Here is a 24,081-nt window from a genome sequence, read left to right as displayed (position 1 = left end):
AGCTATGCAATTGCATAATCGTTCGCAGACCGATACCGTCCTGAGAAACCGGGCCCCGCGGCGAATGGATGCTGACAGGGGACACGTAGGAGAGGGGGACGTGCGATTGGACTGGTGGAAAGAAGGATTGTTGCTGAAGGTGCGCATTCGTCCGGCTGGCCTGATGATTGCCTTGCTTTATGCAGTTGCCTATTGGGCAACCCGACAGCTGTCGCTGGATCAGTTCTATTTGCCAGCCGGCATCCGGGTGGCAGCCGTGCTGTTGTGCCCGCCGCGCCTGTGGCCCTACCTGCTGCTGGGCGAATATGCGTACTTTGCACAGTCCCGCGTGCCGATGATCGAGAAGTACGGCCTGACATGGGTCATTGTTGCCTCCGCATTCCTCATGCCAGCGGTGATGCTGATTGTGAAGCTGCAACGGCGACTGATGGCGGAGTCGCAGACGATCGGCCTCTTGTTGATTGCCGCCGCTTCCAGCGTCGTTATTACTCTGCTCAACCTCAGCTTTTCCCATCTGCTCTGGCCAACACCTCCTTCCACACCCTTCCTGACCAATGCCGCGCGCTTCAGCGTGGGTGATTTCATCGGCATTCTGACGGTGGCCCCCATCGCCATGCTGTGGGCGCGGCAGGACGTGGGGCAGGAGTGGAACGCTCGACGAAAGACCCCGATGCTGGCAGCACTTTCATCGATGCTGCTGATCGGGATAGCAGCGACTCAACTGCCCGCAGACTGGATTGCATTGAAGGCAACGTTCCTGCTGCTGTTGGCACTCCCCGCGGCCGCGCTTACCTGCCTGTATGGCTGGAAGGGGGCTGCCCTTGCAGTGCCGGTGCTCAACATGGTCATCGGCCTGACCACGCCCAACACCCATCCCACCGCATTCGATCCAGCGGCCTTCATCACCCAGCAGATCATGGCGATCAGCGGCATCGTATTGCTGCTGCTCGGATCACGCATCACCCACTTCTACCACCGTTACAGGCTGCGCGAGATGGGGGAAAGGGACGCCATCCATCTGGCGAGGAGCTCGCAATTGGCCAGCGAGATGGAGCTGCGTGAACGTGCCCTGCACCTTCGCAAGCTCGGCGACGGCATTGATACGTCGCTGGTTGAGCTGGCCGAATGGCTCAAGGCCCAGGGACATCACGCAGTGGCCAACAGCCTTCTGCATACCTCGAATGTACATTCGCGGCTCTTTCGCGAACAGACAAGCATGGTCTATCCCTCGGGCCTGGAGCATCTTGGGCTTTACGTGGCCCTGCAGGCGGGTGGCATCCGGGAGTCGTGGAAGCTGACGGAGCGCGTTCTCCGCCCGGATCTGAAAGGCGACCCCTGCAACCTGAGCGTGGAACTGCAGTTGGCCGCTTACCGGACACTGATTGACGCGGTCTCCATTCTTCTCAAGCATGAAGGTGGTCAGATTCGCATTCGTGCAAGGTGCGGCAGAATGGGCTCCAGGCGCGGAATCCTCATGGTCGTGTCACTGCTGGAACAGCGCAGACGCCTTTCCAAGCAGACAACGATGGCAGCGTTCGAGCGACTGACCGGGCGAACCCTCCCCTATGACGGGACCGTTGACTGCTATCGCAACCGGGTCAGGATTCTGTTCCTCGACCGCGAAACCAGACTGGAGGCAGTAGCCAGTACTCCATCGCGGTACGGCTGCCCCGCACCCTCTGCGCTGCAGTAGTGCATTTCACAGTCAAGCGACCGGATCGAACCAACACAGCAGAATCGCATAACGTCCCGCTCGTCCCCCTGGCCCAGGGCGTCATGGGCACCCGGCGAACACCGGGTGCCCATGCAGTCTGATACTGAAGCTGGCCGATATCCCGGCAACTGTCAGTATCAGGGTGCCTCTACTGCCCACAACACATCAGCTCCGCTTGCATATCTGACCAGCGTGAATGCGGGGGCCCGATAGACAACCGTTCTGGTGGCCTTGGCGGGAACAGGCAGGCGCTGCTCCGGCAACGACACCTTCGCAGACGGGTCACCTGCCGGCAGCACCCAGAACGTGCCGGCAGCATTGCCGATCACGATGTGCACGTGCCCTGCGAGATCGTTTACCTGGAAATAATCCATGCCATCGCGCTCGAACCCATAGACCAACCAGCCGGGATCCACGCTCAGGTCTTGTGCCTGCGGAGTCGACTGGCCGAGTCCTTGGCCGGCCAACTTGATTCCATGGTCGTCACTCGGGGCAAAAGCAAAAACGGATACCGGCACCAACATCAATGCACCAGCAAATGCATGAATTCGGAAACTTCTCACACTGACCTCCAGGTTGGATGCGATACGGATCAAGAAGGATGCTACCGCCAATCGCATCAGCATATACCGGGCGGACTCCGCAGTGCCTGTCGGAGATAATCCACTGGATCGATGCAAACCCATGCCACGCCGAAGCTGCCTCCGAAATCGCCAATACCCGCGGCGAAACCCGCGCACGGTGCGGGTCAGCGGCATCTGCGACAAGGACCTGGACAGGCGCGTGCAACAGCAGGATGTCGTCGATTGTGTGACGGCGAACACAGCGGACAGCATCAACCGCCGAACGTGGCGGGTGCAACGGCTGAAACGCGATCGACACATGGGCGCACTGATTGTGGATGATTCACCGTCCTCTGGTGGCTATGCCGCCGCACTGCCGGGCATGTAGGGCCTCGAAGCATGGGAAGCCGCCGATTGCAGCGCAAAGGGAGGCCAGACACCTCGATTGCACCCATCTCCAACTGTCGATAGTGTCTGCGGAAGTGGTCAGTCATCATTGGCCGGGAGATGAGAGGCGCGGGCTTGGACCGATTCAAAGAAGCAATTGAACTGAGCTTCCGGATCCGACCCGTCGGAATCGCACTCGCGGCCGTCTACGCCCTGGGCTGCCTTGCCTCGCGTCAGTTCTCGCTGGATCAGTTCTTCCTGCCCGCGGGCATCCGGGCAGCGGCACTACTGATCGTCCCGACCCGCCTGTGGCCCTACCTGCTGCTTGGCGAGTACGCGTACTTCGCAACCTTGCGCATTCCCATGATCGACAGCTACGGCCTGGCCTGGGTCATCCTGGCCTCGACGCTGCTGATGCCGGTGGCGATGCTGGTGGTCTACCTGCATCGCATTAGAATGCCATCGGAGTCCGCCACCGGCCTCTGGTTGCTGTCGTTGACCTTCTGCATGGCGTTGTTCGTCCCGGCTCTCAATATGGGCATTTCATTTGCTCTGTGGTCGAACCCACCGCCGAGCAACCTGCTTAGCGCAGTTGATCGCACGATCTTTGGCCACTTCGCCGCCATCATCACCCTCGTGCCGTTGGCATTCCTCTGGTCGCGACGACACGCGGCCCCCAATTGGACGCGCCGCTTTGCTGCGCCTACGGTCACGGCCATCCTGGTGATGCTGGTCCTGGGCCTGTGCATGCAGCTTACGGCCATCAGCGCCCACACCACACGCACCCACCTGGTACTGCTGTCCTCCCTCCCAGCGATCGCCCTGACCTTCATGCATGGGTGGCGTGGCGCTGCCATCGCGATTCCGCTGTTGAACCTTCCACTCCATTTCGCCACACCCAGCACCGGCCTACCGTCCTCGTTCGACCTGGGCACCTTCGCCACCCAGCAGAACATGGCCGTGATGAGTGTCGCACTGCTCGCCCTGGGGTCCAGCATCAGCTATCACCATGAGCGTGCACGGTGCCGTGGACTGGCAGAGGAAACCACGTTGCGCCTGGCACGTAGTTCGCACCAGACCCGTGAGCGTGAGCTTCGCGAGCGCGCCTCCCATCTCAAGCAACTCGGCGAAGGCATGGACAGCTCGCTCGGCGAGATGGTCAGCTGGCTCAAGGCGCAGGGGCATCATGCGGTGGCCAACAGCCTGCAGCACGCCTCATCCGTGCACTCGCGGCTGTTCCGTGAACAGGCCAGTCTGGTCTACCCCACGGGGCTGGAGCAGGTTGGGCTGTATATCGCGCTGCGGGTTGGCGGCGCATGCGAAAGCTGGGACAACTCCCATCGCGTGATTCCGCCCCGGCTGGAGGGCAACCCCTGCCTGCTGACTGTCGACCTGCAGCTCGCCATCTATCGCTCGCTGATCGAGGCGGTGTCGCTGCTGCTGGAACTGGAGTCGGGACAGGTCAGCGTGCGCGCCCGGAGCGGCCAGGCGGGCGACCGGCGCGGCATCGTGGTGGTCGTTGGCCTGCTTGACCGCGGTCGCACGCTGTCGAACCGGACCGTTCAGCAGGCCATCGAGCGTCTGGCCGGCCGGATAATGGCCTACGGCGGCACGGTGCATTGCCGTGGCAACCGGCTCCGGCTCGTCCTGCACGAATCGCTTGCGGGTACAGCGGCGGCATTCGCATCGCCTGCCTGATCGGTGAACGACGCGCAGGGCACGCTGCTCCGGCTAAAGTTGCACCCGAAACCGCCGCTATCCGTGCCGAGTCCCTCCCTCGTGAGCCACCGCATCATGCCCGTCCTGCCGCAGGCCGCCGTCGATGGCGACCTGGCCGATCCGCTGCCGCAGCGGATCCTGCTGGTCGAAAACTCCCGTGCGTTCACCGGCATGCTGCGCGAGGCCATCGAGCAGCGCCTGGAACTGCCGGTGGTGATCGCTTCCACCCTGGCCGAGGCCGATCGCCTGCTGAGCGAGGATGGGGGCTGGTTCCTGGTACTGACCGGGCTGGTGCTGGCCGACGGCGACCGCGACGCGGTGGTCGAGTTCTTCCTCAGGCGCGGCCTGCCCACCGTGGTGGTCAGCAGCGTCTACGACGAGGATCTGCGCAAGCGCGTACTGCAGCAGCAGATCATCGACTACGTGCTGAAGAACACGCCGGGCAGCATCGACTACCTGGTGTGGCTGGTGCAGCGCCTGGAGCGCAACCGGCGCATTGCGGCACTGGTGGTGGACGACTCGCCGTCCGCGCGCGGCTATGCCGCCGCCCTGCTGCGCATGTATGGCCACGAGGTGCACGAGGCCGCTGACGGCAACGAGGGCCTGGCCGCGATCGACGCGCATCCTGCGATCCGCCTGGCCGTGGTCGACCAGGAAATGCCGGGCATGCAGGGCGTGGAGTTCACCCGCCGCCTGCGCACCCTGCGCTCGCGCGACAAGGTGGCGGTGATCGGCATTTCCGGCAATGCCGATGCCTCGCTGATCCCGCGCTTCCTGAAGAACGGCGCCAACGACTTCCTGCGCAAGCCGTTCTCGCGCGAGGAGTTCTTCTGCCGGGTCTCGCAGAACGTGGACCAGCTGGAGCTGATCGGCACGCTGCAGGACCTGGCCACCCGCGACTTCCTCACCGGCCTGCCCAACCGTCGCTGCTTCCTGGAACAGAGCCAGCGCCAGCTGCCGCAACTGCAGCTGCATGGCCAGTGCGTGGCGGTGGCAATGATCGACATCGACCACTTCAAGCACATCAACGACACCTACGGTCACGAAGCCGGCGATGACGCGCTGCGCGCGGTGGCCGGTGCGGTGGCCGCGCATGCCCGCAGCCACGACCTGACCGCCCGCTTCGGCGGCGAGGAGTTCTGCCTGCTGGTGCCGGACATGGAGCAGGACGAGGCCCTGCTGTACTTCGAGGAACTGCGCCAGCGCATCGCCGCGCTGGAAGTGGACATCGGCACCGCCAGCCTGCGCATGACGGTGAGCATCGGCCTGTGCTGCCTGCGCCCGCAGCGCGATGCACTGCATCGGCTGATCTCCGAAGCCGACCGCCAGCTGTACCTGGCCAAGGCCGGCGGCCGCAACCGGGTCAGCTGCACCACGGTGGCCAGCCCGCTGCGCCCGCGCGAGGCCGCGCTGACCTGACCGGGCAGCCTTGATCCAGATCAACGCCGCGCCAGCGCGGCAGCTCTACAGTCAGCCCCGACATACGCATGAAGGGGAGCCGGGGATGGCACTACTGGTCTGGCAGGACGATCTGAACATCGGCATCGATGTGATCGACCAACAACACCGCCGCATCATCGAGATGCTCAACCATTTGCACGTGGCCCAGGCCAGCATGCAGCGTGCGGCAGTGGGCGAGGTGATCGACGAAGTGGTGGACTACACCATGTCGCACTTCGCGTTCGAGGAAGAACTGATGGAGGAAGCGGGCTATCCGTTCTGTGCCGCGCACAAGCGCGTGCATGAAGTCTTCATCAAGCGGGTATCGGAGTACCGCATGCGCTTCCAGGCCGGCGAGGACATCAGCGATGAACTGCGCACCATGCTCTCGCGCTGGTTGTTCAACCACATCCGCGGCGATGACCAGGCCTACGCCGAACAGGTCAAGGCGCACTTGAACCAGTTCGCCCGCGAACACCAGGGCGGCGGTTGGCTGGGGCGCACGCTCAAGCGTTTCTTTGGCTGAGCCGCAGCGCGCGCCGGTGCAGGGCCACCAGCGCGCACAGGGTCGCTGCCGCAGTCAGGCACAGGTAGTAGCCGACCGCGACCAGGCCGAAGCGTTCGGCCAGCCAGGTGGCCAGGTACGGCGCCGGCGCCGCACCCAGAATGCCGGCCAGGTTGAATGACAGCGAGGCGCCGGTGTAGCGCACTTCCACCGGGTAGATCTCGGCCAGGAAGGTGCCGCAGGGGCCGTAGGTCAGCCCCATCAGGAACAGGCCCAGGCACAGGAACGCCGTGACCAGCCAGGGACTGTGCGGCTGGAACAGCGGAGCGAACAGCACGCCGAAGCCGATGATCAGCACGCTGGCCACGATCATCGTGCGACGCGTGCCCCAGCGGTCGCCATAGCGCGCCGACAACGGGATGCCCAGCGCGAAGAACAGCATGCCGGCCATCTGCATCAGCAGGAACTGCTCGCGGCTGTAGCCCAGCACGGCGGTGCCATGGCCGAGGCTGAACACGGTCATCAGGTAGAACAGCACGAAGGTGGCGAACGCCCCCAGCGTGCCCAGCAGCATCGCCACCGGATGGTCACGCAGCACCGTCCACATCGGCAGCCGCACCGGCGCCTTGCGCTCCAGTGCCTGCTTGAAGTCGGGCGTCTCATGGATGTTCAGGCGCACCCACAGGCCCAGGCCGACCAGCAGCGCGCTGGCCACGAACGGAATACGCCAGCCCCACTGCAGGAAGTCGTCCTGGCTCAGGCAGCGGCCGAGCGCCAGGAAAATGCCCGCCGACAACAGGAAACCGATCGGCGCGCCCAGCTGCGGGAACATGCCGTACCAGGCGCGCTTGCCCGGCGGCGCGTTCTCGGTGGCCAGCAGCACCGCCCCACCCCACTCGCCGCCCAGCCCCAGGCCCTGGCCGAAGCGGCACAGCGCCAGCAGCGCGGGCGCCCACAGGCCAATCTGCGCGTGGGTCGGCAGCAGACCGATCAGCACCGTGGACAGGCCCATGGTCAGCAACGCGGCGACCAGGGTGGCCTTGCGGCCGATGCGGTCGCCGAAATGGCCGAACACCGCCGAGCCGACCGGCCGTGCGATGAACGCCACCGCGAAGGTCGCCAGTGACTGCAACAGCGCCGCCTGTTCGCTGCTGTCCGGGAAGAACAGGTGCGGGAACACCAGCACCGCGGCCGTGGCGTAGATGTAGAAATCGAAGAATTCGATGGTGGTGCCGATCAGGCTGGCCAACAGGACGCGGCGGGGAGAGTTCACGGGCGGTGCGGCAGCGGTGATCGTCGACATCGGCAACACGGGTAACGGCGGATCGCCCGATTCTGCCACGGGCCGGTGGCCGCACGGGACGATGGTTTCAGCCGACACCGATGCCAACGAGGGTGGCAGGCGCCATTGTTCTGCAGGTTCTCGCCCCTGCTCGACCACATTCCACGAAATGCAGCCGAGCATCGGCTCGGCTCCACAGGTGGGCGCAAGTCCCGACGCCGTTACAGCTGGATCCAGGTGGCCTTGATCTCGCTGTACTTGTCGAACGCATGCAGCGATTTGTCGCGCCCATTGCCGGACTGCTTGTAGCCACCGAACGGGGCGGTCATGTCACCGCCATCCCAGCCGTTCACCCAGACGCTGCCGGCGCGCAGCTGGCGTGCGACGCGATGGGCGCGGGCAAGATCGCGCGTCCACAGGCCGGCGGCGAGGCCGTAGCGGCTGTCATTGGCCAGGCGCACCGCTTCGGCTTCGTCGTCAAAGCCGAGCACCGCCAGCACCGGCCCGAATACTTCCTCGCGCGCCAATGCCTGGTCGGGGCTCACCTGATCGAACACCGTGGGCTGCACATAACAACCGCCCGCCTCGACATCGGCGCGATGACCGCCCAGCAGCAGGCGGGCGCCCTCGCTTTCGGCACGCACGATATCCCCCATCACCTTGTCCAGATGCGCGGCATCCACCAGCGCGCCCATCGGTGCGTCGGCGTCAAGCGGGTGGCGCGGCTGCATGTGCTGGCCGTAGGCAACCACCTGGTGCACGAAATCCTCGCGGATCGAGCGCTGCACCAGCAGCCGTGACCCGGCAGTACAGACCTCGCCCTGGTTGAAGAAGATGCCCCGTGCCACCGCCTTCGCAGCGGCATCCAGATCGGGGGCATCGGCAAACACCACGTGCGGGCTCTTGCCACCACACTCCAGCCAGACCCGCTTGAGGTTGGACCGCCCTGAATACTGCAGCAGCCGCGCGCCGGTGGCCGTGGAGCCGGTGAACGCCAGCACGTCCACATCCATGTGCAGGGCCAACGGCTCACCGACGCGCGCACCGTGGCCCGGCAGCACGTTCAGCACGCCCTCCGGCAGGCCCGCTTCGGCGGCCAGCGCCGCCAGCCGCAACGCACTCAGGGGCGAGCGCTCGGAAGGCTTGAGCACCACCGAGTTGCCCATGGCCAATGCAGGCGCGATCTTCCAGCACGCCATCAGCAACGGGAAATTCCACGGCACGATCGCCGCCACCACGCCGGCGGGCTCGCGCGTGACCAGGCCCAGCTCATGCGGGCCGGTGGGCGCGACCTCACCGTACAGCTTGTCCACCGCTTCGGCCGTCCAGCGCAGGCAGCGCACCACGCCGGGCAGGTCGATACGACGCGCATCACGCACCGGCTTGCCCATGTCCAGGGTTTCCAGCAGGGCCAGCTCGTCCGCGTGTTTTTCCACCAACGCCGCCAACGCCAGCAGCACGCGCTTGCGATGGGCCGGGCTGGCCTGTGACCAGTGGCCCGCATCGAAGGCACGCCGCGCCGCGCCCACTGCGCGCTCCACGTCCTGTGCATCGCAGTCGGCGACCACCCCCAGCACGCGACCATCAATCGGGCTGATGCAGTCGAAGCGCGCGCCGCTGGCAGCGTCGGTGTAACGACCCTCGATAAAGGCCTGTCCGGGTATCGAAAGCTGCTGGGCCAGCGCCTGCCAGTGGCTGCGGTCGGGAAAGTCGGCCATGTCGGGCTCCTCGGAACAGTTTCCCCGGTTATACCGGCGCGGCCGCGACTCCACCGTGACGTGGCTGCGCTACATTTCCCCCATCGGACCCGATGGAGCTGGCATGAAGCGTTCCGCGAGCGACCTGCACGATCTGGCCACCCGACGCCCGGAGTCATTGGAGGCGTACTGGATGCCGTTCACCGCCAACCGCCAGTTCAAGGCCGCGCCGCGTGTGCTGGTGCGTGCCGAGGGCATGCACTACGAGGATGTCGACGGCCGCCAGATCCTCGATGGCACCGCCGGCCTCTGGTGCTGCAACGCGGGCCATGCACGGCCGCGCATCGTCGAGGCCATCGTCGAGCAGGCGCGCACGCTCGACTATTCGCCGGCCTTCCAGATGGGCTCGCCGCCGGCCTTCGCGCTGGCGCAGCGGCTGGCCGCCTTGGCGCCGGGCCCGCTCAACCATGTGTTCTTCACCAGCTCCGGTTCCGAGGCGGTGGATACCGCGATGAAGATCGTGCTGGCCTACCACCGCCAGCGCGGCGAGGGCCAGCGCACCCGCTTCATCAGCCGCGAGAAGGCCTACCACGGGGTGGGTTTCGGCGGCATGGCGCTGGGCGGGCTGCCCAACAACCGCAAGCCGTTCGGCCTGCAGCTGGGCGGCGTCGACTACCTGCGCCACACCCTGGACCTGCCGCGCAATGCGTTCAGCAGGGGCCTGCCACGCCAGGGCGCGGAGCTGGCCGATGACCTGGAACGGCTGATCGCGCTGCATGATGCCTCGACGATTGCCGCCGTATTCGTTGAACCCATTGCCGGCTCAGCCGGGGTGATCCTGCCCGCACCGGGTTACCTGCAGCGCCTGCGCGAACTGTGCGACCAGCACGGCATCCTGCTGGTGTTCGACGAGGTCATCACCGGTTTCGGCCGGGTTGGGATGCCCTTCGCCGCGCAGCGCTTCGGGGTCACCCCGGACCTGCTGACCTTCGCCAAGGCGGTCAGCAACGGCGCGGTACCGCTGGGTGGCGTGCTGGCCAGCGACGCCGTGCATGCAACCCTGATGCAGGCACCGCCACAGGCCATCGAGCTTTTCCATGGCTATACCTGTTCGGGGCACCCGCTGGCCTGCGCCGCGGCGCTGGCGACGCTGGAGGTCTATGCCGAGGAGCGTCTGTTCGAGCGCGCCATCGAGCTGGGCGAGTACTGGCAGGAACGACTGCATGCGCTGCAGGGCCTGCCCAACGTGATCGACATCCGCAACTTCGGCCTGGTCGGCGCGGTTGAGCTGGCGCCTCGCCGCGATGCGCCGGGCAGCCGGGGCTACGAGGTCTACCGGCGCTGCTTCCACGACGGCCGACTGCTGGTGCGCTGCACCGGCGACATCATCGCGCTGTCGCCGCCGCTGATCGTGGACAAGGCGCAGATCGACCAGGTCACCGGCACCCTGGGCGAGATGATCCGGGCCACCGCCTGAGCCCGGGCCGGTGGTGGCGAGCGGGTACAATGGGCGGTTCCGCTCCTGCTCGCTGCCGTGCCCATGGATATCGTCGTCAAAGAAGAACTCAAGGCCTACATCGACCCGCTGACCGCGGACGAACATGACGCGCTGGAGCGCAGCATCCTGGCCGAAGGCTGCCGCGATGCGCTGGTGTTGTGGGGGAATGTACTGGTCGATGGCCATAACCGTTTCGGCATCTGCCAGAAGCATGGCCTGCCCTTCAATACCGTGCAGAACACCCGCTTCCAGAGCATGGAAGACGTGCACCTGTGGATGATCGAACAGCATCTGGGCCGCCGCAGCGTGTCCGACTTCCAGCGCGGCGTGCTGGCGCTGCGCAAGCGCGACATCCTGGCCGCCCGCAAGCAGGTCGAGCAGGCGCAGCTGCAGCGCGAGAGCGATGGCACCGCCGACGTCGCCGATGAGACCGGTGAAGACAGTCCGCCGTGGGAACCGGCACCGAAGATCAGCCGCGCCGAGCTGGCGCGCGAAGCCAAGCTGAGCACCAGCCAGGTCGGCATGATCGAGCGCATCCACGCCCAGGCCGCCGCCGAGGTGGTGGAAGCGGTCAAGGCCGGCGTGATCTCGATCAGCGCCGCCGCCGCCGTGGCCGACCTGCCGGAAGAAGAGCAGCGCGCCGCCGCCGCCGGTGGCAAGGACGAGCTGAAGCAGGCCGCCAAGCGCGTGCGCGAGTCCAAGCGCAAGCCGCGCGCACCGAAGCCGGAAGCGGCCGAGATGGACTTCGAGGAACCGGACGAGGAGCAGATCGCCAGCCGCGACGCCGAAGTACTGTCGGCGCTGGAACAACTGGGCGAGGATGCCCCGGCACTGCGCCGCCGCGTCGTCGCGCTGACCCGCGAGAACGACACCCTGCGCGCGCAGCTGGCTGCGTTGCGCAAGCAACTGGAAGCGCTGTAAGCGCTCTCGACGCGCTTCTGTGGAGCCGAGCCCATGCTCGGCTGCTCTTTGCCACGCGCAAGGCAGCCGAGCATGGGCTCGGCTCTACAGACAGGCGTCACCGGGCTGCGGTTAGACTTCCGGCATGACGCCTGCCCACGATCCGCGCCGCGCTCAGCTGCGACGCCTGAAAGCCCTCGCACTGGGCCTGCTGCTGTTGATGCTGGCCGGATTCGCGGTCAGCCACTGGCAGGGCGAACGCGGCATCTGGGCCTGGGTCTCGGCGTTCTGCGAGGCCGCAGCCGTGGGCGCACTGGCCGACTGGTTCGCCGTCGTCGCGCTGTTCCGGCGCCCGATGGGCCTGCCGATTCCGCACACTGCGATCATCCCGCGCAGCAAGGAACGCATCGGCGACAGCCTCGCCCTGTTCGTGCGTGACCAGTTCCTGGAACCGCAGGTGCTGCTGGCCAAACTGCAGGTGTTCGATCCGGCCAGCCGCCTCGGCAGTTGGCTGGCCGACCCGGCGCGCTCGCGGATGCTGGCCGACATGGCACGCGGCTGGGCCCTGCAGGCACTGGACTTCTTCGACGAGACAGCGGTGCGCCGGCAGCTGCATGCGTTCGTGGTGCAGCAGCTGCGGCAGTGGAATGCCGCCGCCACCGCCGGTGAGCTGCTGGCCCTGCTGACCGCCGACGGGCGCCACCAGCGCGTGCTGGACGAGGGCCTGCAGCGGCTCGGCCGCTGGCTGGAACAGCCAGAAGTGAAGGAACGCGCCTCGCAGCTGATCGTGCGCTACATCCAGCGCGAATGGCCGACGCTGTCGAGCACGGTGAACTGGGTGAAGCCGATCGATGAGATCGGCGACAGCCTGGCCGAGCGCCTGGCGCGGGCGGTGCTGGAAGAACTGCAGCAGGTATTGGCCGAGCCGCAGCATCCGCTGCGCCAGGACTACGAGACCTGGCTGCAGAACTACGTGCAGCGCCTGCGCGAGGACCCGGCCCTGGCCGAGCGCATCGAACAGCTCAAGCGGGAAATGATCGACCACCCCGCCCTGCAGGACTACGTGCAAGGGCTGTGGGCGCGCATCCACGCCAGCCTGCGCGACGACCTGCAGCGCGAGGACTCGGCGCTGGTCGGACACCTGCAGCGCAGCCTCGCCTCGCTGGGCGCCAGCCTGCAGGCCGACCCGGCCCTGCGCGAGGCCCTCAACCAGCACCTGCTGGAAGGTGCGCAACGCCTGACCGGCCGCCTGCGCGAGGGTGTGACCACGCATATCGCGCAGACCGTGAAGGGCTGGGACGAGCGCCATCTGGTCGAACAGCTGGAACTGAGCGTGGGCCGCGACCTGCAGTTCATCCGCTTCAACGGCACGCTGGTGGGTGGGCTGATCGGCCTGTTGCTGCATGCGGCGACAGTGGTGTTCAGGTTCTAGGCCCCGGTGCGCCCCCGGATCATCATGCTTGATTCATAAAATGCGAATGCCTATCATTTACTGATCGGTTGTACGCTTAGCCAAGCGGGCGCGGAAGACGCGCCCATCGCCCGTGTACATCCCCGACCTCTGGATTGCCCGCCTGCGCGGGCAGTGCTTCGTCGATGGGACACGCTGGGCGACATGCGCAGGGCGCAAGGGGGCCGCGGACGCGTTCCATCCCCTCTCCTACCTGCAGGAACGCCGTGGACCGCTCGCCCGCAACCGCCAGCCCCCGCACCTTCTTCTCCAATCCACGCTGGGGCGTGCTGTCACGCTCGCTGGCCGCGATCTTCGGCGGCTACGCGCTGGCTTCGGCCACCAGCGTGTTCTGCGCGGTGGCGCTGCCCGGTGCGCGCGGCCAGGCCGTGCTGACCGGCATGCTGCTGGCCATCCTGGTGGCCGCCTGCGCAGCGCTGTGGGCGTTCGCGACCCGCAGCGCGCTGCGCGCCTGGGTCGGCATTCTCGCTCCCACCCTGCTGATGGTGGCCATTGCGCGCCTGCTGGGGGCCTGGGCATGAAGAACGGCTTCCGCCAATCGATGGCCTGGCTGCATACCTGGACCGGCCTGCTGGTCGGCTGGTTGCTGCTGCTGATCTTCATGGCCGGCACCGCCAGCTACTATCGCGAGGAAATCAGCCGCTGGATGCGACCGGAACTTCCGTCCAGCCAGGTCAGCATCGATGTCGCCGCGCAGCGCGCCGTGGATTACCTGCAGGCCAATGCGGCGCAGGCCGGGAACTGGTTCGTCACCCTGCCGCAGCCGCGCAACCCGGCCATGCAGATGTTCTGGCGGTTGCCACCGGAGCTGGCCGATCCCAGTCGCGGCCGTCGCGGTGGCTTCGGCGAAGCCACGCTGGACCCGAATACCGGCCAGGCACTGAAGGCACGCGAAACGCGGGGCGGTGATTTCTTCTACCGCCTGCATTTCGACCTGCACTACATCCCGGTGCTGTGGGCGCGCTACCTGGTCGGCTTCTGCGCGATGTTCATGCTGGTGGCGATCATCACCGGCGTCATCACCCACAAGAAAATCTTCAAGGACTTCTTCACCTTCCGCAAGGACAAGGGCCTGCGTTCCTGGCTCGATTTCCACAACGTCAGTGCGGTGATGGCCCTGCCCTACCACGCGATGATCACCTACACCGGCATCGTCACCCTGATGGTCATGTACCTGCCGTGGGGGGTGAAAGTCGCCTACCCGCAGGACGAAGACAAGTTCTTCAGCGAAGCCTTCGGCGGCATGCCGGAGGTGACCGCGCCGGCCGAAGGACGCGCCACGCCGCTGCCGATCGCGCAGCTGCTGGACAGCGCACGTGCGCACTGGCACGGCGTGGAAGTGGCCGGCTTCACCGTGTCCAACCCGGGGGCGGCCAATGCGGTGATCGACATCCGCCAACGCGACGGCAAGCGCCTGTCCACCGACACTCCCGCCGTTCGCTACGACATGGTCAACGGCACGTTGCTGGAGGAAACGCCGCCGTCCGGCGGCGCCACCGCCACCCGTGGCGTGCTGTACGGCCTGCACCTGGCGCGCTTCGCCGATTGGGGCCTGCGTGCACTGTTCTTCCTGTCCGGCCTGGTCGGCTGCCTGATGGTGGCCAGCGGCGTGGTGCTGTGGGCGGTGAAGGAACGGCCCAGGCATGCCAAGAGCGGCCGCACCGGCTTCGGCCTGCGCCTGGTCGATGCGCTGAACATCGGCACCGTGGCCGGCCTGCCGATCGCTTTCGCGGCCTACTTCTGGGGCAACCGCCTGCTGCCGCTGGACATCGCCGGGCGCGCGAGTGCGGAGGCCAACGTGTTCTTCTACGCCTGGGGCGGCGCGCTGCTGGCCGCCTTCATCTGGCCGAAGCGGATGATGTGGGCGTGGCAGCTGTACCTGGGTGCGGCTGCGTTCGCGCTGGTACCGGTGGTCAACGCGCTGACCACGCACGCGCATCTTGGCATCACACTGCGCAGCGGTGACTGGGTACTGGCTGGCGTCGATCTGTCGATGATCGCGTTCGGTGCGATGCTGGCGCTGTGCGGCTGGCGCATGCAGCGCTGGACGCCACCGCTGAGCGCGGCCGAGAAGAAGAAGCGCGCCGCCGCCGCAGCAGCACCCAGGGCCCCGGTGGACGCTGCGGAAACCGCCGAAGCGGAGGCCAGCGCATGATGCTGCTGGCACTGGCCCTGTCGTTCTCCGCGTTCACCGCGTTGTCGCTGGCGATGGAAAAGCACCAGCACGACCTGCACGGCAGGGCCGCAGCCACGCCCGCACGGCGCACCCAGTGGCGCGTGCTGGGCTGGGCCCTGCTGACGGTGGCGTTCGCGCTGTGCGTGGTCGACCACGGCTGGGCGATGGGCCCGGTGCTGTGGCTGGGCACGATGACACTGGGCGGTCTGGCGCTGTCGTTCGGGCTGTACCCGTACCGGCCGAAGTGGATCGCGGCGTTGGCGATCGTGCTGCCGGTGCTGGGGCTGGTGGTGGCGGTGCTGTAGCCGGGCCACCGGGGTCGGATCCCTTTCGCGAAGCGCAAGGGTTCTGACCCCTGGTGCGTAGATCCGGATGGGGTCAGAGCCCCTGCGCTTCGCGCAGGGGATCCGACCCCGGGCGTCGCGTTACCCCAACCGCTTCAATTCCCACGCGCGGTGGATGCGCGCGTTGCGCTCGAAGTCCGGGCCGATGGTGCGCGCGGTGATCTCGCGGCACTGGGCGAATTCGGCGATGGCGTTCTCTTCCAGCTTGAAGCGGCGGAAATTGTTGGAGAAGTACAGCACGCCGCCCGGCGCCAGCCGCGCCACGGCTGCACGCAGCAGCTTGATCTGCTCGCGCTGCACGTCGAAGTCATCGGCGCGCGCGGAGTTGGAGAAGGTCGGCGGGTCACAGAAGATCACGTCGTACTGGCCACGGTCGCCCTCCAGCCACGCCATCGCGTCGGCCTGCACCAGCAGGTGCTGGTTGCCGCCCTGCCCGTTCAACGCCAGGTTGTCGTAGCACCACTGCAGGTAGGTCGCCGACAGATCGACGCTGGTGGTGCTGGCGGCACCGGCCACCGCCGCCTGCACACTGGCCACGCCGGTGTAGCAGAACAGGTTGAGGAAGCGCTTGCCACGTACCTGCTCGGCCATCATCCGGCGCAGCGGGCGGTGGTCGAGGAACAGGCCGGTGTCCAGGTAGTCGAACAGATTCACCTGCAGCAGTGCATTGTTCTCGCGCACCACGATGAATTCGTCACGCTGCTCGAAGCGGCCGTACTTGCTGCCGCCCTTGCCGCGCTCGCGCGACTTCATCGAGACCTGCTCGGGCGGCACGCCGAACACTTCGCGCGCAGCGGCCAGCAGCTCGTTGCGGCGGCGGCGCACGTCGTTCTCGGGAATGGCAGCCGGTGCGGCGTATTCCTGCACGTGCAGGAAGGTACGGCGCTTGCCGCCGTCTTCCTCGTAGACGTCGATGGCGGCCGCGTACTCCGGCAGGTCGGCGTCATAGGCGCGGAAGCAGGTGATGTCTTCGCGGGCACGCCAGCTCTTGAACTTCTTCAGGTTCTTGCGCAGGCGGTTGGCCACCATCTGCGCGCCTTCGCTCAGCTCGCGCGGCTGTGCCGGATCACGGCCCGGCACGGCGATCGGGTCGCAGACGATCAGCGCACACTCCAGCGCACCATTGAACATCTGGTACTTCTTGCCGGCGCGCAGGCCGGTGGCGAAGGCCAGTTCGTCGTTGCCGCACAGCAGGCTGGCGCGCCACTGCGGCACCGCCTTCTGCAGGGCGTTGCCCAGCGCGCGGTACAGCGCCGGATCGGCGGCCAGGCGTTCGTCGTACGGCGGGTTGCAGACCACCGCACCGATCTCCTGCTCCGGCGCGGACAGGTCGGCCACGTCGGCGCGCGTGAAGCGGATCGCGTGGGCGACGCCCGCGACCTCGGCGTTCTCGCGTGCCGCCTGGATCGCGGTCGGATCGATGTCGCTGCCGTGGATGACTGGCTTCAGCGCGGCCAGGCCGGCCGCTTCGCGCTCACGTGCTTCGCTCTGGATGGACTTCCAGGCGGCCTTGTCGAAGCCCAGCCAGCGGCTCGGCGGCAGGCTGCCATGACGCATCAGGCCGGGAGCGACGTCGGCGGCCATCAGCGCACCTTCGATCAGCAGGGTACCGCTGCCGCACATCGGATCCAGCAGGCCACCACCGGCAGCGTGCAGGCGCGGCCATTGCGCGCGCAGCAGCAGCGCGGCGGCCAGGTTTTCCTTCAGCGGTGCCTCGTGGGCAGCACCACGCCAGCCACGGCGATGCAGCGGGCCGCCGCCGAGATCGATCGACAACGAGGCACGGCCCTTGCGCAGCGACAGGTTGACGCGCACGTCGGGCAGATCGGTGTTGACCGAGGGGCGTTCCAGGCCTTCATCGCGCATGCGGTCGACGATGGCGTCCTTGATCCGCTGCGCGGCGAAGCGGGCGTGGGTGATCTTGTCGCCGGACACGTGCGCGTCCACCGCCAGGGTCATCTCCGGCGTGATGTGCTCGTGCCACGGCAGCGCACGCACGCCGTCATACAGGGCCTGCTCATCCGGGCACTCGAACTCGTCGATGGGCCACAGCACGCGGCTGGCCAGGCGCGACCACATCACGATCCGCAGCGCCTGCGCCAGTTCGCCCTCGGCGTTGACGCCGGCAATGGTGGCAGTGGCCTTGCCAAGGCCCAGGGCCGACAGTTCATCGGCAAGCAGGTATTCCAGGCCCTTGGCGCAGGAGACGAAGAATTTCACGGGATCGGTTCGCAGGTGGTCGGGCGCGGCACAGGGGCCGGGCCGGTCGGAAAGGAGGGCCGTAGGCACGGCCGGCAGGCCCGCGCCGGGGGCGGCGGGGCTGCCATTGTAGTCAATGCGGGCGGGCGCGCCGTGCGCCCGGGCTTCACAGTTGCCGCAGCAAGCGTTCGAAGGCCTGCGCGGAAGCCTCCACGTGGCGCTCGAGGCGGTGGCCGTCGTCGACCAGCAGCAGCTGCGCCGAGCGCGCCTGCGCCCACGCGATCACTCCCGCTGCTGGCACCACGTCGTCATGCCAGGCCTGGACCACGGTGGTCGGCACGGCGGCGGCGTCCAGCGCCGGCATCGGGCCCATCGTGGTCGGCGGCACCATCAGGAACAGGCCGGCCACCGGTACCTGCAACGAGGCGATGGCGGAAATGTAGGCGCCCAGGCTGGAGCCGGCCAGCACCACCGGCCCTTGCCGGGCCGCGATGGCGGCGCGCTCGACCAGGCGGCGCAGGCGGGTCGGCACGTCGCCTACCCGGCTGACCTCGCTCATCGCGTCCAGGTCGGTGTAGTCCGGGCGCTCATGGGTCCAGCCCAGGCGCTGCGCCACGTCGGCCAGCGCGGTGACCTTGGTCGCTTCCGGGCCGCTCTCGAAGCCATGCGACAGGATGCAGTGGCCGCGGCTCATGCACGTGCTCCGTGCGAGCGGGCCAACGAGGAAAGAGAAGGCAGGTTCATGCCGCAATGCTAGCATCGCCGGATGCCCAACCCGCTCCTGCCCGGCCTGCAGCTGCAGCCCCTGCCCTACGAAGACCGTCTGCCGCTGCGCGACCCGGCCACGCTGGAGATGGTGGTGATCCACTGCACCGAACTGCCCGATCTGGCGACGGCCCGCGAGTACGGCGAGCGCGTACTGTACGACAGCGGCGCCGGCAACAGCGGGCACTTCTACATCGACCGCGATGGCAGCGTGGTGCAGTACGTGGCACCGGAACGCGTGGCCCATCACGTGCGCGGCATGAACGCGCATACGCTGGGCATCGAGCTGGTCAATACCGGGCGCTATCCGGACTGGTTCGACAGCCGCCACCAGGCGATGGACGAGGCCTACACCGAGGCACAGCTGCAGGCGCTGGAACAGCTGCTGCTGGCGCTGGTGGCGCACTACCCGTCGCTGCGACGGATTGCCGGGCATGACCAGCTGGACCTGGAACGGGTGCCGGCCAGCGACGATGCGACGTTGACGGTGGCGCGCAAGCGCGATCCGGGGCCGCTGTTCCCGTGGGCGCGGGTGCTGGCGAAGGTGCCGTTGCAGCCGGTTGGGTAAGCGGCAGGGCTGCGCCCTGCACCCGCAGAGGCAACGGCAACGTCAACGTCAACGTCAAACGCTGGCATTCCGTGGGATGGCGGGGTGGGTCCGGTTGCGGACACCCCCGCAACCGGCCCCACCCCGCCTTCAACAGTTCTCCGCGATCCTTCGAATCGACACGGGGTCGGATCCCGTTGCTACGCAACGGGCTCTGACCCGATTTTCGGTTGATGGGGTCAGAACCGTTCTCCGTTGGAAAACGGATCCGACCCCGCGCGGCTCAGGCGCCGGTCGCCACCGGGCGGCTGCTGTCGCTGACCCACCCGCTCCAGGAGTCGGCGTAGATGCGCGCGCCGGACAGGCCCGCCGTTTCCATCGCCAGCAGCAGATGGCAGGCGGTCACGCCGGAGCCGCACATCAGCACCACCTGCTGCGGATCGCGGTTGCCGATCACGCCCTGCAGTTCGGCGCGCAGCGCCTGTGGGTCGCGCAGGTGGCCATCGAGTACGTTCAAGGCGAACGGGCGGTTGACCGCGCCCGGCACGTGGCCGGCGACCGGGTCCAGCGGCTCGACGTCACCGCGGAAGCGCTCACCCGCGCGCGCGTCGACCAACCAGCCCGGCGCGTGCTTCAGCCGTGCGCTGATTTCATCGGCGTTGGCGATCTGGGTGGTGTCGAAACGGCCCGGGTAGGCAGGTAACACCGTCACTTCAGTCGGCCCGCTCGCCAGCGCGTGACCGGCGGCCTGCCAGGCGGCAATACCGCCGTCGAGCACGGCCACCCGGGTGTGCCCGATCAGCCGCAGCAGCCACCACAGGCGCGAGGCGGCCATGCTGCCGTCGCTGCCGTCGTAGACCACCACCTGGGTTTCGGGACCGATGCCCCACGTACCGAGCTTCGCGGCGAACGCATCGCTGTCCGGCAGCGGGTGCCGGCCATGGCCGCTTCGGGTCAGATCCGACAGATCACGGTTGAGATCGGCATGCACCGCAGTCGGTATGTGCCCTGCCAGATACTGGCCGCCCGCCGCCTGCGGATCGGCCAGCGAAGCACGCGCATCGACCACGCGCACGGCGGTGCTGGCGGTGGCACGCGCGTCGACGACGCGCACGCCTGCGCCCAGCGCAGCGGCAAGGGTGGTGACATCGACCAGGGTGGTCCACGGCGGATCGATCGGCTTCATTGCACTTGCTCCAGGCGACGACGCAGGTTGTAGAGAATGGCGGCGGTCGCGCCCCAGATGCGCTGCCCCGGCCAGCCATACTCCAGGACGTGGCGGACCCGGCCGCGATGAGTGATTTCGACCTGGCGCAGGCTGTCGGGCGCCATCAGATAATCCAGCGGCACCTCGAACACTTCGGCCACTTCGCTGGGCTGCGGCACCGGCACGAAATCCGGGTCGACCACCGCCACCACCGGCGTGACCCGGTAGCCGGTGATGGTGACGAAGGGATCGAGATACCCCAGCGCCTGCACCTGGCCGGGCGCCAATGCGATTTCTTCCTGGCTCTCGCGCAGCGCGGCCGCCAATGCGTCACGGTCATCGGGCTCGGTGCGGCCGCCGGGGAATCCGACCTGGCCCCCGTGCGTGCGCAGGGTTTCGGTGCGGCGGGTCAGGATCACCTGTGCGCCGTTGGCGCGCGGGACGATGCCGGCCAGCACCGCAGCCTCCACCGGAGGCCCGGGCGGCAGCAGGTCGATCAGCTCACTGCGGTTCCAGCCGTCGCCGGCCGGCGGTTGGGCCAAGGGGTGCAGCGCGCGCATCAGTCGCTCGTGGTCGGCCAGCGAGCCACGCAGCGATTGCTGCAGTTGTTCGCGCAGGGGCTGCACGCGGTGCAGGATGCGGCTGCGTTCCTCGTTGCTCATCGACGACCACCGCGCGATCTCATCGATATGCCGCGCGCAGCCGGTGCATTGCCGGTACGGATCCAGCGTGCACACTCCGATGCAGGGACTTGCGACAACACGCGCCGTTTCTTCCATTGTTTGCACCCGGCAACAGTAGCGCGATCGGGCTGAATTTGCGCGGGTGGCCCGGCCCAACGGTAGAGTCGACGCTCGCGCGAAGCGCGGGCGTTTCACCGCCAGGGGCTGCACAAACAGAAACGCGCCGGTGGGATCACCGGCGCGTTTCGTTTGCTGTTTCGATTTACTTGACGCTGACCAGCTTGATCTCGAACTGCACAGCCACGTTCGGCGGGAACGGGGTGCGCGGGTCGGCACCGTAGGCCTGGTCCGGCGGCAGGGTGACTTCCCACTTCGAGCCGGCCGGCATCTGCAGCAGGGTCTCGCGCATGGCCTTCATTTCAACTTCGCTGACCTTGATCGACGGGATCTGCTGGGCAGGGCGGGCTTCGGTCGGGCGCTGGCCGTACGGGAACGGACCGGCCACTTCCAGCTGCACGGTGCTGGCCTGGGTCGGCTTGGCGCCCTTGCCGGCTTCGATCACGCGGTACTGGACGCCGCTCGGCAGGGACTGCACGCCGGCCTTGGCCTTGTTCGCCGCGATGAACTGATCGCTCTTGGTCTTGTTTTCGGCAGCCGCCTTTTCGTACTCGGCCTTGGCAGCCTGGGCACGGCCCTGCTCGCGCTTCTGGAACGCTTCAACGGCCGGCTTCAGCTGCTCGGCGGTGATCGCCGGCTGCTTCTTGGCGTAGGCATCCTGCAGGCCCTTCACCACCGAGTTGATGTCCAGCTGCTCACCGCGACCGGTCAGCTCCGCCAGGTTGTTGCCGTAGTCGTAACCGAAGTAATAACTCAGCTTGCCCTTCTCGGACGCGATGTCCTGGGCGAAGGCATTGCCCGTCAGGGCCAGGGCCGCGACGGCGACCGCGATAGAACGCAACTTCATCAAACAGTTCTCCAGGGGTGGTAACTCAGGGACGTTCTTCGCCGCCCTGAGGCGACGGGTTAGGATAACGGGCGCAACGTGTAACCGCTACTCACGATGCAGGCTATGACCCGTCTGCGTTTGCAGAGTTCAATATCACTTTTTTTTAACGTTCCAGGAGTTTCCCCGTGGCCGATGCCCTGATCGCTGTTGCCGACGAAGGCGCCATCCGCACCGTGACCGTCCAGCGCCCGGACAAGCTCAATGCCCTGAACGCCCCGACCCTGCAGGCGCTGGCCGATGCCTTCAGGGACGCCGCTGCCGATCCGGAGGTGCGCGTGGTGGTGTTGACCGGGGCGGGCCCGAAGGCCTTCGTGGCCGGTGCCGACATCGCGGAAATGAACACCCTCAGCGCCGTTCAGGGACGTGATTTCTCGCTGCTGGGCCAGGCCCTGATGCGCCAGATCGAACGCATGCCCAAGCCGGTCATCGCGCGCGTGAACGGATTCGCGCTGGGCGGCGGGCTTGAGCTGGCGATGGCGTGCCACCTGCGCATCGCCGCCGATACCGCCAAGGTCGGCCAACCGGAAATCAATCTCGGCCTGATTCCCGGCTTCGGCGGCAGCCAGCGCCTGCTGCGCCTGTGTGGCCGCGCCGCCACCCTGGAGCTGTGCCTGCTGGGGGCGCCGATCAACGCCGCGCGTGCGCTGGAACTGGGCATCGTCAACGAAGTCGTGCCGGCCGACGCGCTGGACAACCGTGTACAGGACGTCGCCCGCCAGCTGGCACGCTTAGCGCCGCTGGCCCTGCGTGGCCTGCTCGACGCGGTGCACGTGGGCGGCGAGTGCAGCCTGGAGGCCGGGCTGGAATACGAAAGTGCGCAGTTCGGCCTGCTGTTCGCCACCGAGGACATGCGTGAAGGCACCAGTGCCTTCCTGCAGCGCCGCCCGCCGGCCTTCCAGAACCGCTGACGCCATGGCATCCCGACCCAACCCCGCGCAGTTGTTCGCCCGGGTCCAGGCAGACGATCTCGATGGCGCCCTGCAGGCGGGGCTGATGGACTACGTCGCCCGAGCCGGCGACGAACAGCTGCTGCCTGGCCACCCGGACCTTCCTCAGCGGCTGCAGCAGGCCCAGCAGCAACTGCGTACGGCCTGGGCCGCACGCGAACGCTATCGCGCCCGCGCGGTGCGCCTGGCCCGCCGCGAAGCCGAGCGCGATGCACGTCGCACCCCGCCCCCGGCGCCGGACGTGAAGCCCCCCCTGCCCGCCGCGGCGGCCGCGATTCTCGCCCGGGCCAAGGCCCGCGTCACCGGCAAGGAGCCGTAATGGCCACCGCGAAGAAGACTGCCCGCGCACCGGCGCGGCGCGGCGGCCGCATGCCGCGCGCCGACGTGGTGGAAATGTTCACCCGCCTGCGCGAGCTCAATCCGCACCCGAAGACCGAGCTTGAGTACAGCTCGCCGTTCGAACTGCTGGTGGCCGTGGCGCTGTCCGCCCAGGCCACCGACGTCGGCGTCAACAAGGCCACCCGCCGCCTGTTCCCGGTCGCCAACACGCCGGCGAAGATCCTCGCGCTCGGTGAGGATGGCCTGAAGCCGTACATCGCCACCATCGGGCTGTTCAACGCCAAGGCGAAGAACGTGATCGCCACCTGCGCGATCCTGCTGCAGAAGTACGGCGGCGAAGTGCCGCGCGACCGCGAAGCGCTGGAAGCGCTGCCCGGTGTGGGCCGCAAGACCGCCAACGTGGTGCTCAACACCGCCTTCGGCGAGCCGGTGATGGCGGTGGATACGCATATCTTCCGCGTCTCCAACCGTACCGGCCTGGCCCCCGGCAAGAACGTGCGCGAAGTGGAGGACACGCTGGTGAAGGTGATTCCGGCCGAGTTCCTGCTCGACGCGCACCATTGGCTGATCCTGCATGGCCGCTACGTGTGCAAGGCGCGCAAGCCGGATTGCCCGGGCTGCGTGATCGCCGACCTGTGCCGGTTCAAGGAAAAGACCACAGCCGAGACGTGACGCGGATCGTGTTGTGACGA

22 protein-coding genes are annotated in these 24,081 nt (G+C 67.3%); 14 read left to right on the top strand and 8 right to left on the bottom strand.

The genetic code is table 11. The features are described from left to right. Positions 1 to 100: 100 nt before the first annotated feature. A complete protein-coding gene (locus AC5P8R_RS08145; RefSeq protein WP_049405548.1) occupies positions 101 to 1,693 on the top strand; it encodes an MASE1 domain-containing protein in 1,593 nt (530 codons plus the stop codon). A gap of 158 nt (positions 1,694 to 1,851) precedes the next feature. On the opposite strand, the gene AC5P8R_RS08140 is transcribed toward AC5P8R_RS08145, so the two are convergent. Then, positions 1,852 to 2,310, bottom strand: a complete 459-nt coding sequence (locus AC5P8R_RS08140; protein ID WP_230548564.1) for a hypothetical protein — start codon at positions 2,308 to 2,310, stop codon at positions 1,852 to 1,854. Positions 2,311 to 2,799: 489 nt separating this feature from the next. Between AC5P8R_RS08140 and AC5P8R_RS08135 the strand changes: the two genes are divergently transcribed. From AC5P8R_RS08135 to AC5P8R_RS08125, 3 genes are all read left to right on the top strand, one after another. Then, complete coding sequence (locus tag AC5P8R_RS08135) at positions 2,800 to 4,362, top strand: MASE1 domain-containing protein (RefSeq protein WP_495223242.1); 1,563 nt, start codon at positions 2,800 to 2,802, stop codon at positions 4,360 to 4,362. Positions 4,363 to 4,458: 96 nt separating this feature from the next. Beyond that, a complete protein-coding gene (locus AC5P8R_RS08130; RefSeq protein WP_329889866.1) occupies positions 4,459 to 5,802 on the top strand; it encodes a diguanylate cyclase in 1,344 nt (447 codons plus the stop codon). Between the two features lie 85 nt (positions 5,803 to 5,887). Continuing rightward, complete coding sequence (locus AC5P8R_RS08125; RefSeq protein ID WP_004151683.1) at positions 5,888 to 6,349, top strand: bacteriohemerythrin; 462 nt, start codon at positions 5,888 to 5,890, stop codon at positions 6,347 to 6,349. On the opposite strand, the gene AC5P8R_RS08120 is transcribed toward AC5P8R_RS08125, so the two are convergent. Together AC5P8R_RS08120 and AC5P8R_RS08115 are read right to left on the bottom strand one after the other, a co-directional pair. Then, entirely contained in the window at positions 6,330 to 7,631 is a 1,302-nt protein-coding gene (locus tag AC5P8R_RS08120; protein ID WP_164232474.1) for an MFS transporter, read from the bottom strand. The genes AC5P8R_RS08125 and AC5P8R_RS08120 overlap by 20 nt on opposite strands. A gap of 200 nt (positions 7,632 to 7,831) precedes the next feature. Beyond that, on the bottom strand, positions 7,832 to 9,328 hold the full coding sequence (locus AC5P8R_RS08115) for an aldehyde dehydrogenase (RefSeq protein WP_495223241.1): 1,497 nt from the start codon (positions 9,326 to 9,328) through the stop codon (positions 7,832 to 7,834). Between the two features lie 103 nt (positions 9,329 to 9,431). On the opposite strand from AC5P8R_RS08115, the gene aptA reads away from it, so the two are divergent. From aptA to AC5P8R_RS08085, 6 genes are all read left to right on the top strand, one after another. Next, entirely contained in the window at positions 9,432 to 10,784 is a 1,353-nt protein-coding gene (aptA, locus tag AC5P8R_RS08110) for an omega-aminotransferase AptA (protein ID WP_495223240.1), read from the top strand. Between the two features lie 63 nt (positions 10,785 to 10,847). Next, positions 10,848 to 11,726, top strand: coding sequence for a ParB N-terminal domain-containing protein (locus tag AC5P8R_RS08105; RefSeq protein ID WP_014646555.1), 879 nt, complete (start codon positions 10,848 to 10,850; stop codon positions 11,724 to 11,726). A gap of 124 nt (positions 11,727 to 11,850) precedes the next feature. Continuing rightward, positions 11,851 to 13,137 carry a DUF445 domain-containing protein gene (locus AC5P8R_RS08100; RefSeq protein WP_046429775.1) on the top strand — a complete coding sequence of 429 codons (1,287 nt, stop codon included), beginning with the start codon at positions 11,851 to 11,853 and terminating at the stop codon, positions 13,135 to 13,137. 245 nt (positions 13,138 to 13,382) lie between these two features. Further along, positions 13,383 to 13,697, top strand: coding sequence for a DUF3649 domain-containing protein (locus AC5P8R_RS08095; RefSeq protein ID WP_169412223.1), 315 nt, complete (start codon positions 13,383 to 13,385; stop codon positions 13,695 to 13,697). Next, on the top strand, positions 13,694 to 15,331 hold the full coding sequence (locus AC5P8R_RS08090; protein ID WP_100449696.1) for a PepSY-associated TM helix domain-containing protein: 1,638 nt from the start codon (positions 13,694 to 13,696) through the stop codon (positions 15,329 to 15,331). Before AC5P8R_RS08095 ends, AC5P8R_RS08090 begins: the two co-directional genes overlap by 4 nt. Next, complete coding sequence (locus AC5P8R_RS08085; protein WP_495223239.1) at positions 15,328 to 15,657, top strand: DUF3325 domain-containing protein; 330 nt, start codon at positions 15,328 to 15,330, stop codon at positions 15,655 to 15,657. Before AC5P8R_RS08090 ends, AC5P8R_RS08085 begins: the two co-directional genes overlap by 4 nt. A 120-nt stretch (positions 15,658 to 15,777) precedes the next feature. Here the strand turns inward: AC5P8R_RS08085 and rlmKL are convergent, their stop codons facing one another. Further along, complete coding sequence (gene rlmKL / locus AC5P8R_RS08080) at positions 15,778 to 17,916, bottom strand: bifunctional 23S rRNA (guanine(2069)-N(7))-methyltransferase RlmK/23S rRNA (guanine(2445)-N(2))-methyltransferase RlmL (RefSeq protein WP_046429770.1); 2,139 nt, start codon at positions 17,914 to 17,916, stop codon at positions 15,778 to 15,780. 145 nt (positions 17,917 to 18,061) lie between these two features. Then, positions 18,062 to 18,589, bottom strand: coding sequence for an alpha/beta hydrolase (locus AC5P8R_RS08075; RefSeq protein WP_032961606.1), 528 nt, complete (start codon positions 18,587 to 18,589; stop codon positions 18,062 to 18,064). 72 nt (positions 18,590 to 18,661) lie between these two features. Here AC5P8R_RS08075 and AC5P8R_RS08070 point away from each other — a divergent pair, with 72 nt between their 5' ends. Further along, entirely contained in the window at positions 18,662 to 19,228 is a 567-nt protein-coding gene (locus AC5P8R_RS08070; protein WP_014646548.1) for an N-acetylmuramoyl-L-alanine amidase, read from the top strand. A gap of 262 nt (positions 19,229 to 19,490) precedes the next feature. On the opposite strand, the gene AC5P8R_RS08065 is transcribed toward AC5P8R_RS08070, so the two are convergent. From AC5P8R_RS08065 to AC5P8R_RS08055, 3 genes are all read right to left on the bottom strand, one after another. Next, positions 19,491 to 20,393: a sulfurtransferase gene (locus AC5P8R_RS08065; RefSeq protein WP_032960239.1), complete on the bottom strand. Its 903-nt coding sequence runs from the start codon at positions 20,391 to 20,393 to the stop codon at positions 19,491 to 19,493. Continuing rightward, entirely contained in the window at positions 20,390 to 21,193 is an 804-nt protein-coding gene (locus AC5P8R_RS08060; RefSeq protein WP_046429766.1) for a CoA pyrophosphatase, read from the bottom strand. Before AC5P8R_RS08060 ends, AC5P8R_RS08065 begins: the two co-directional genes overlap by 4 nt. A 166-nt stretch (positions 21,194 to 21,359) precedes the next feature. Further along, positions 21,360 to 22,061, bottom strand: coding sequence for an FKBP-type peptidyl-prolyl cis-trans isomerase (locus AC5P8R_RS08055; protein ID WP_014646545.1), 702 nt, complete (start codon positions 22,059 to 22,061; stop codon positions 21,360 to 21,362). A gap of 167 nt (positions 22,062 to 22,228) precedes the next feature. Here AC5P8R_RS08055 and AC5P8R_RS08050 point away from each other — a divergent pair, with 167 nt between their 5' ends. Genes AC5P8R_RS08050 through nth form a run of 3 tightly spaced genes read left to right on the top strand, consistent with a single transcriptional unit; the run spans position 22,229 to position 24,061 of the window. Then, a complete protein-coding gene (locus tag AC5P8R_RS08050; RefSeq protein ID WP_495223237.1) occupies positions 22,229 to 23,011 on the top strand; it encodes an enoyl-CoA hydratase/isomerase family protein in 783 nt (260 codons plus the stop codon). A gap of 4 nt (positions 23,012 to 23,015) precedes the next feature. Beyond that, a complete protein-coding gene (locus tag AC5P8R_RS08045; RefSeq protein WP_049442206.1) occupies positions 23,016 to 23,369 on the top strand; it encodes a hypothetical protein in 354 nt (117 codons plus the stop codon). Beyond that, entirely contained in the window at positions 23,369 to 24,061 is a 693-nt protein-coding gene (gene nth / locus AC5P8R_RS08040; RefSeq protein ID WP_014646542.1) for an endonuclease III, read from the top strand. The genes AC5P8R_RS08045 and nth overlap by 1 nt, the downstream gene beginning before the upstream one ends. Positions 24,062 to 24,081 lie beyond the last annotated feature (20 nt).

It is taken from the genome of Stenotrophomonas sp. YJH_SMC_73, assembly GCF_059370155.1.
This window is presented reverse-complemented; position numbering and strand designations above follow the sequence as displayed.

What these genes read in the sequence shown, in the direction of transcription:
- aptA (WP_495223240.1), top strand. Translation starts at nt 9,432, where the DNA reads ATGAAGCGTTCCGCGAGCGACCTGCACGATCTGGCCACCCGACGCCCG.
- AC5P8R_RS08085 (WP_495223239.1), top strand. Translation starts at nt 15,328, where the DNA reads ATGATGCTGCTGGCACTGGCCCTGTCGTTCTCCGCGTTCACCGCGTTG.
- AC5P8R_RS08045 (WP_049442206.1), top strand. Translation starts at nt 23,016, where the DNA reads ATGGCATCCCGACCCAACCCCGCGCAGTTGTTCGCCCGGGTCCAGGCA.
- AC5P8R_RS08090 (WP_100449696.1), top strand. Translation starts at nt 13,694, where the DNA reads ATGAAGAACGGCTTCCGCCAATCGATGGCCTGGCTGCATACCTGGACC.
- AC5P8R_RS08115 (WP_495223241.1), bottom strand. Translation starts at nt 9,328, where the DNA reads ATGGCCGACTTTCCCGACCGCAGCCACTGGCAGGCGCTGGCCCAGCAG.
- AC5P8R_RS08100 (WP_046429775.1), top strand. Translation starts at nt 11,851, where the DNA reads ATGACGCCTGCCCACGATCCGCGCCGCGCTCAGCTGCGACGCCTGAAA.
- AC5P8R_RS08055 (WP_014646545.1), bottom strand. Translation starts at nt 22,061, where the DNA reads ATGAAGTTGCGTTCTATCGCGGTCGCCGTCGCGGCCCTGGCCCTGACG.
- AC5P8R_RS08065 (WP_032960239.1), bottom strand. Translation starts at nt 20,393, where the DNA reads ATGAAGCCGATCGATCCGCCGTGGACCACCCTGGTCGATGTCACCACC.
- AC5P8R_RS08120 (WP_164232474.1), bottom strand. Translation starts at nt 7,631, where the DNA reads ATGTCGACGATCACCGCTGCCGCACCGCCCGTGAACTCTCCCCGCCGC.
- AC5P8R_RS08125 (WP_004151683.1), top strand. Translation starts at nt 5,888, where the DNA reads ATGGCACTACTGGTCTGGCAGGACGATCTGAACATCGGCATCGATGTG.
- AC5P8R_RS08060 (WP_046429766.1), bottom strand. Translation starts at nt 21,193, where the DNA reads ATGGAAGAAACGGCGCGTGTTGTCGCAAGTCCCTGCATCGGAGTGTGC.
- AC5P8R_RS08075 (WP_032961606.1), bottom strand. Translation starts at nt 18,589, where the DNA reads ATGAGCCGCGGCCACTGCATCCTGTCGCATGGCTTCGAGAGCGGCCCG.
- AC5P8R_RS08130 (WP_329889866.1), top strand. Translation starts at nt 4,459, where the DNA reads ATGCCCGTCCTGCCGCAGGCCGCCGTCGATGGCGACCTGGCCGATCCG.
- AC5P8R_RS08105 (WP_014646555.1), top strand. Translation starts at nt 10,848, where the DNA reads ATGGATATCGTCGTCAAAGAAGAACTCAAGGCCTACATCGACCCGCTG.
- AC5P8R_RS08070 (WP_014646548.1), top strand. Translation starts at nt 18,662, where the DNA reads ATGCCCAACCCGCTCCTGCCCGGCCTGCAGCTGCAGCCCCTGCCCTAC.
- nth (WP_014646542.1), top strand. Translation starts at nt 23,369, where the DNA reads ATGGCCACCGCGAAGAAGACTGCCCGCGCACCGGCGCGGCGCGGCGGC.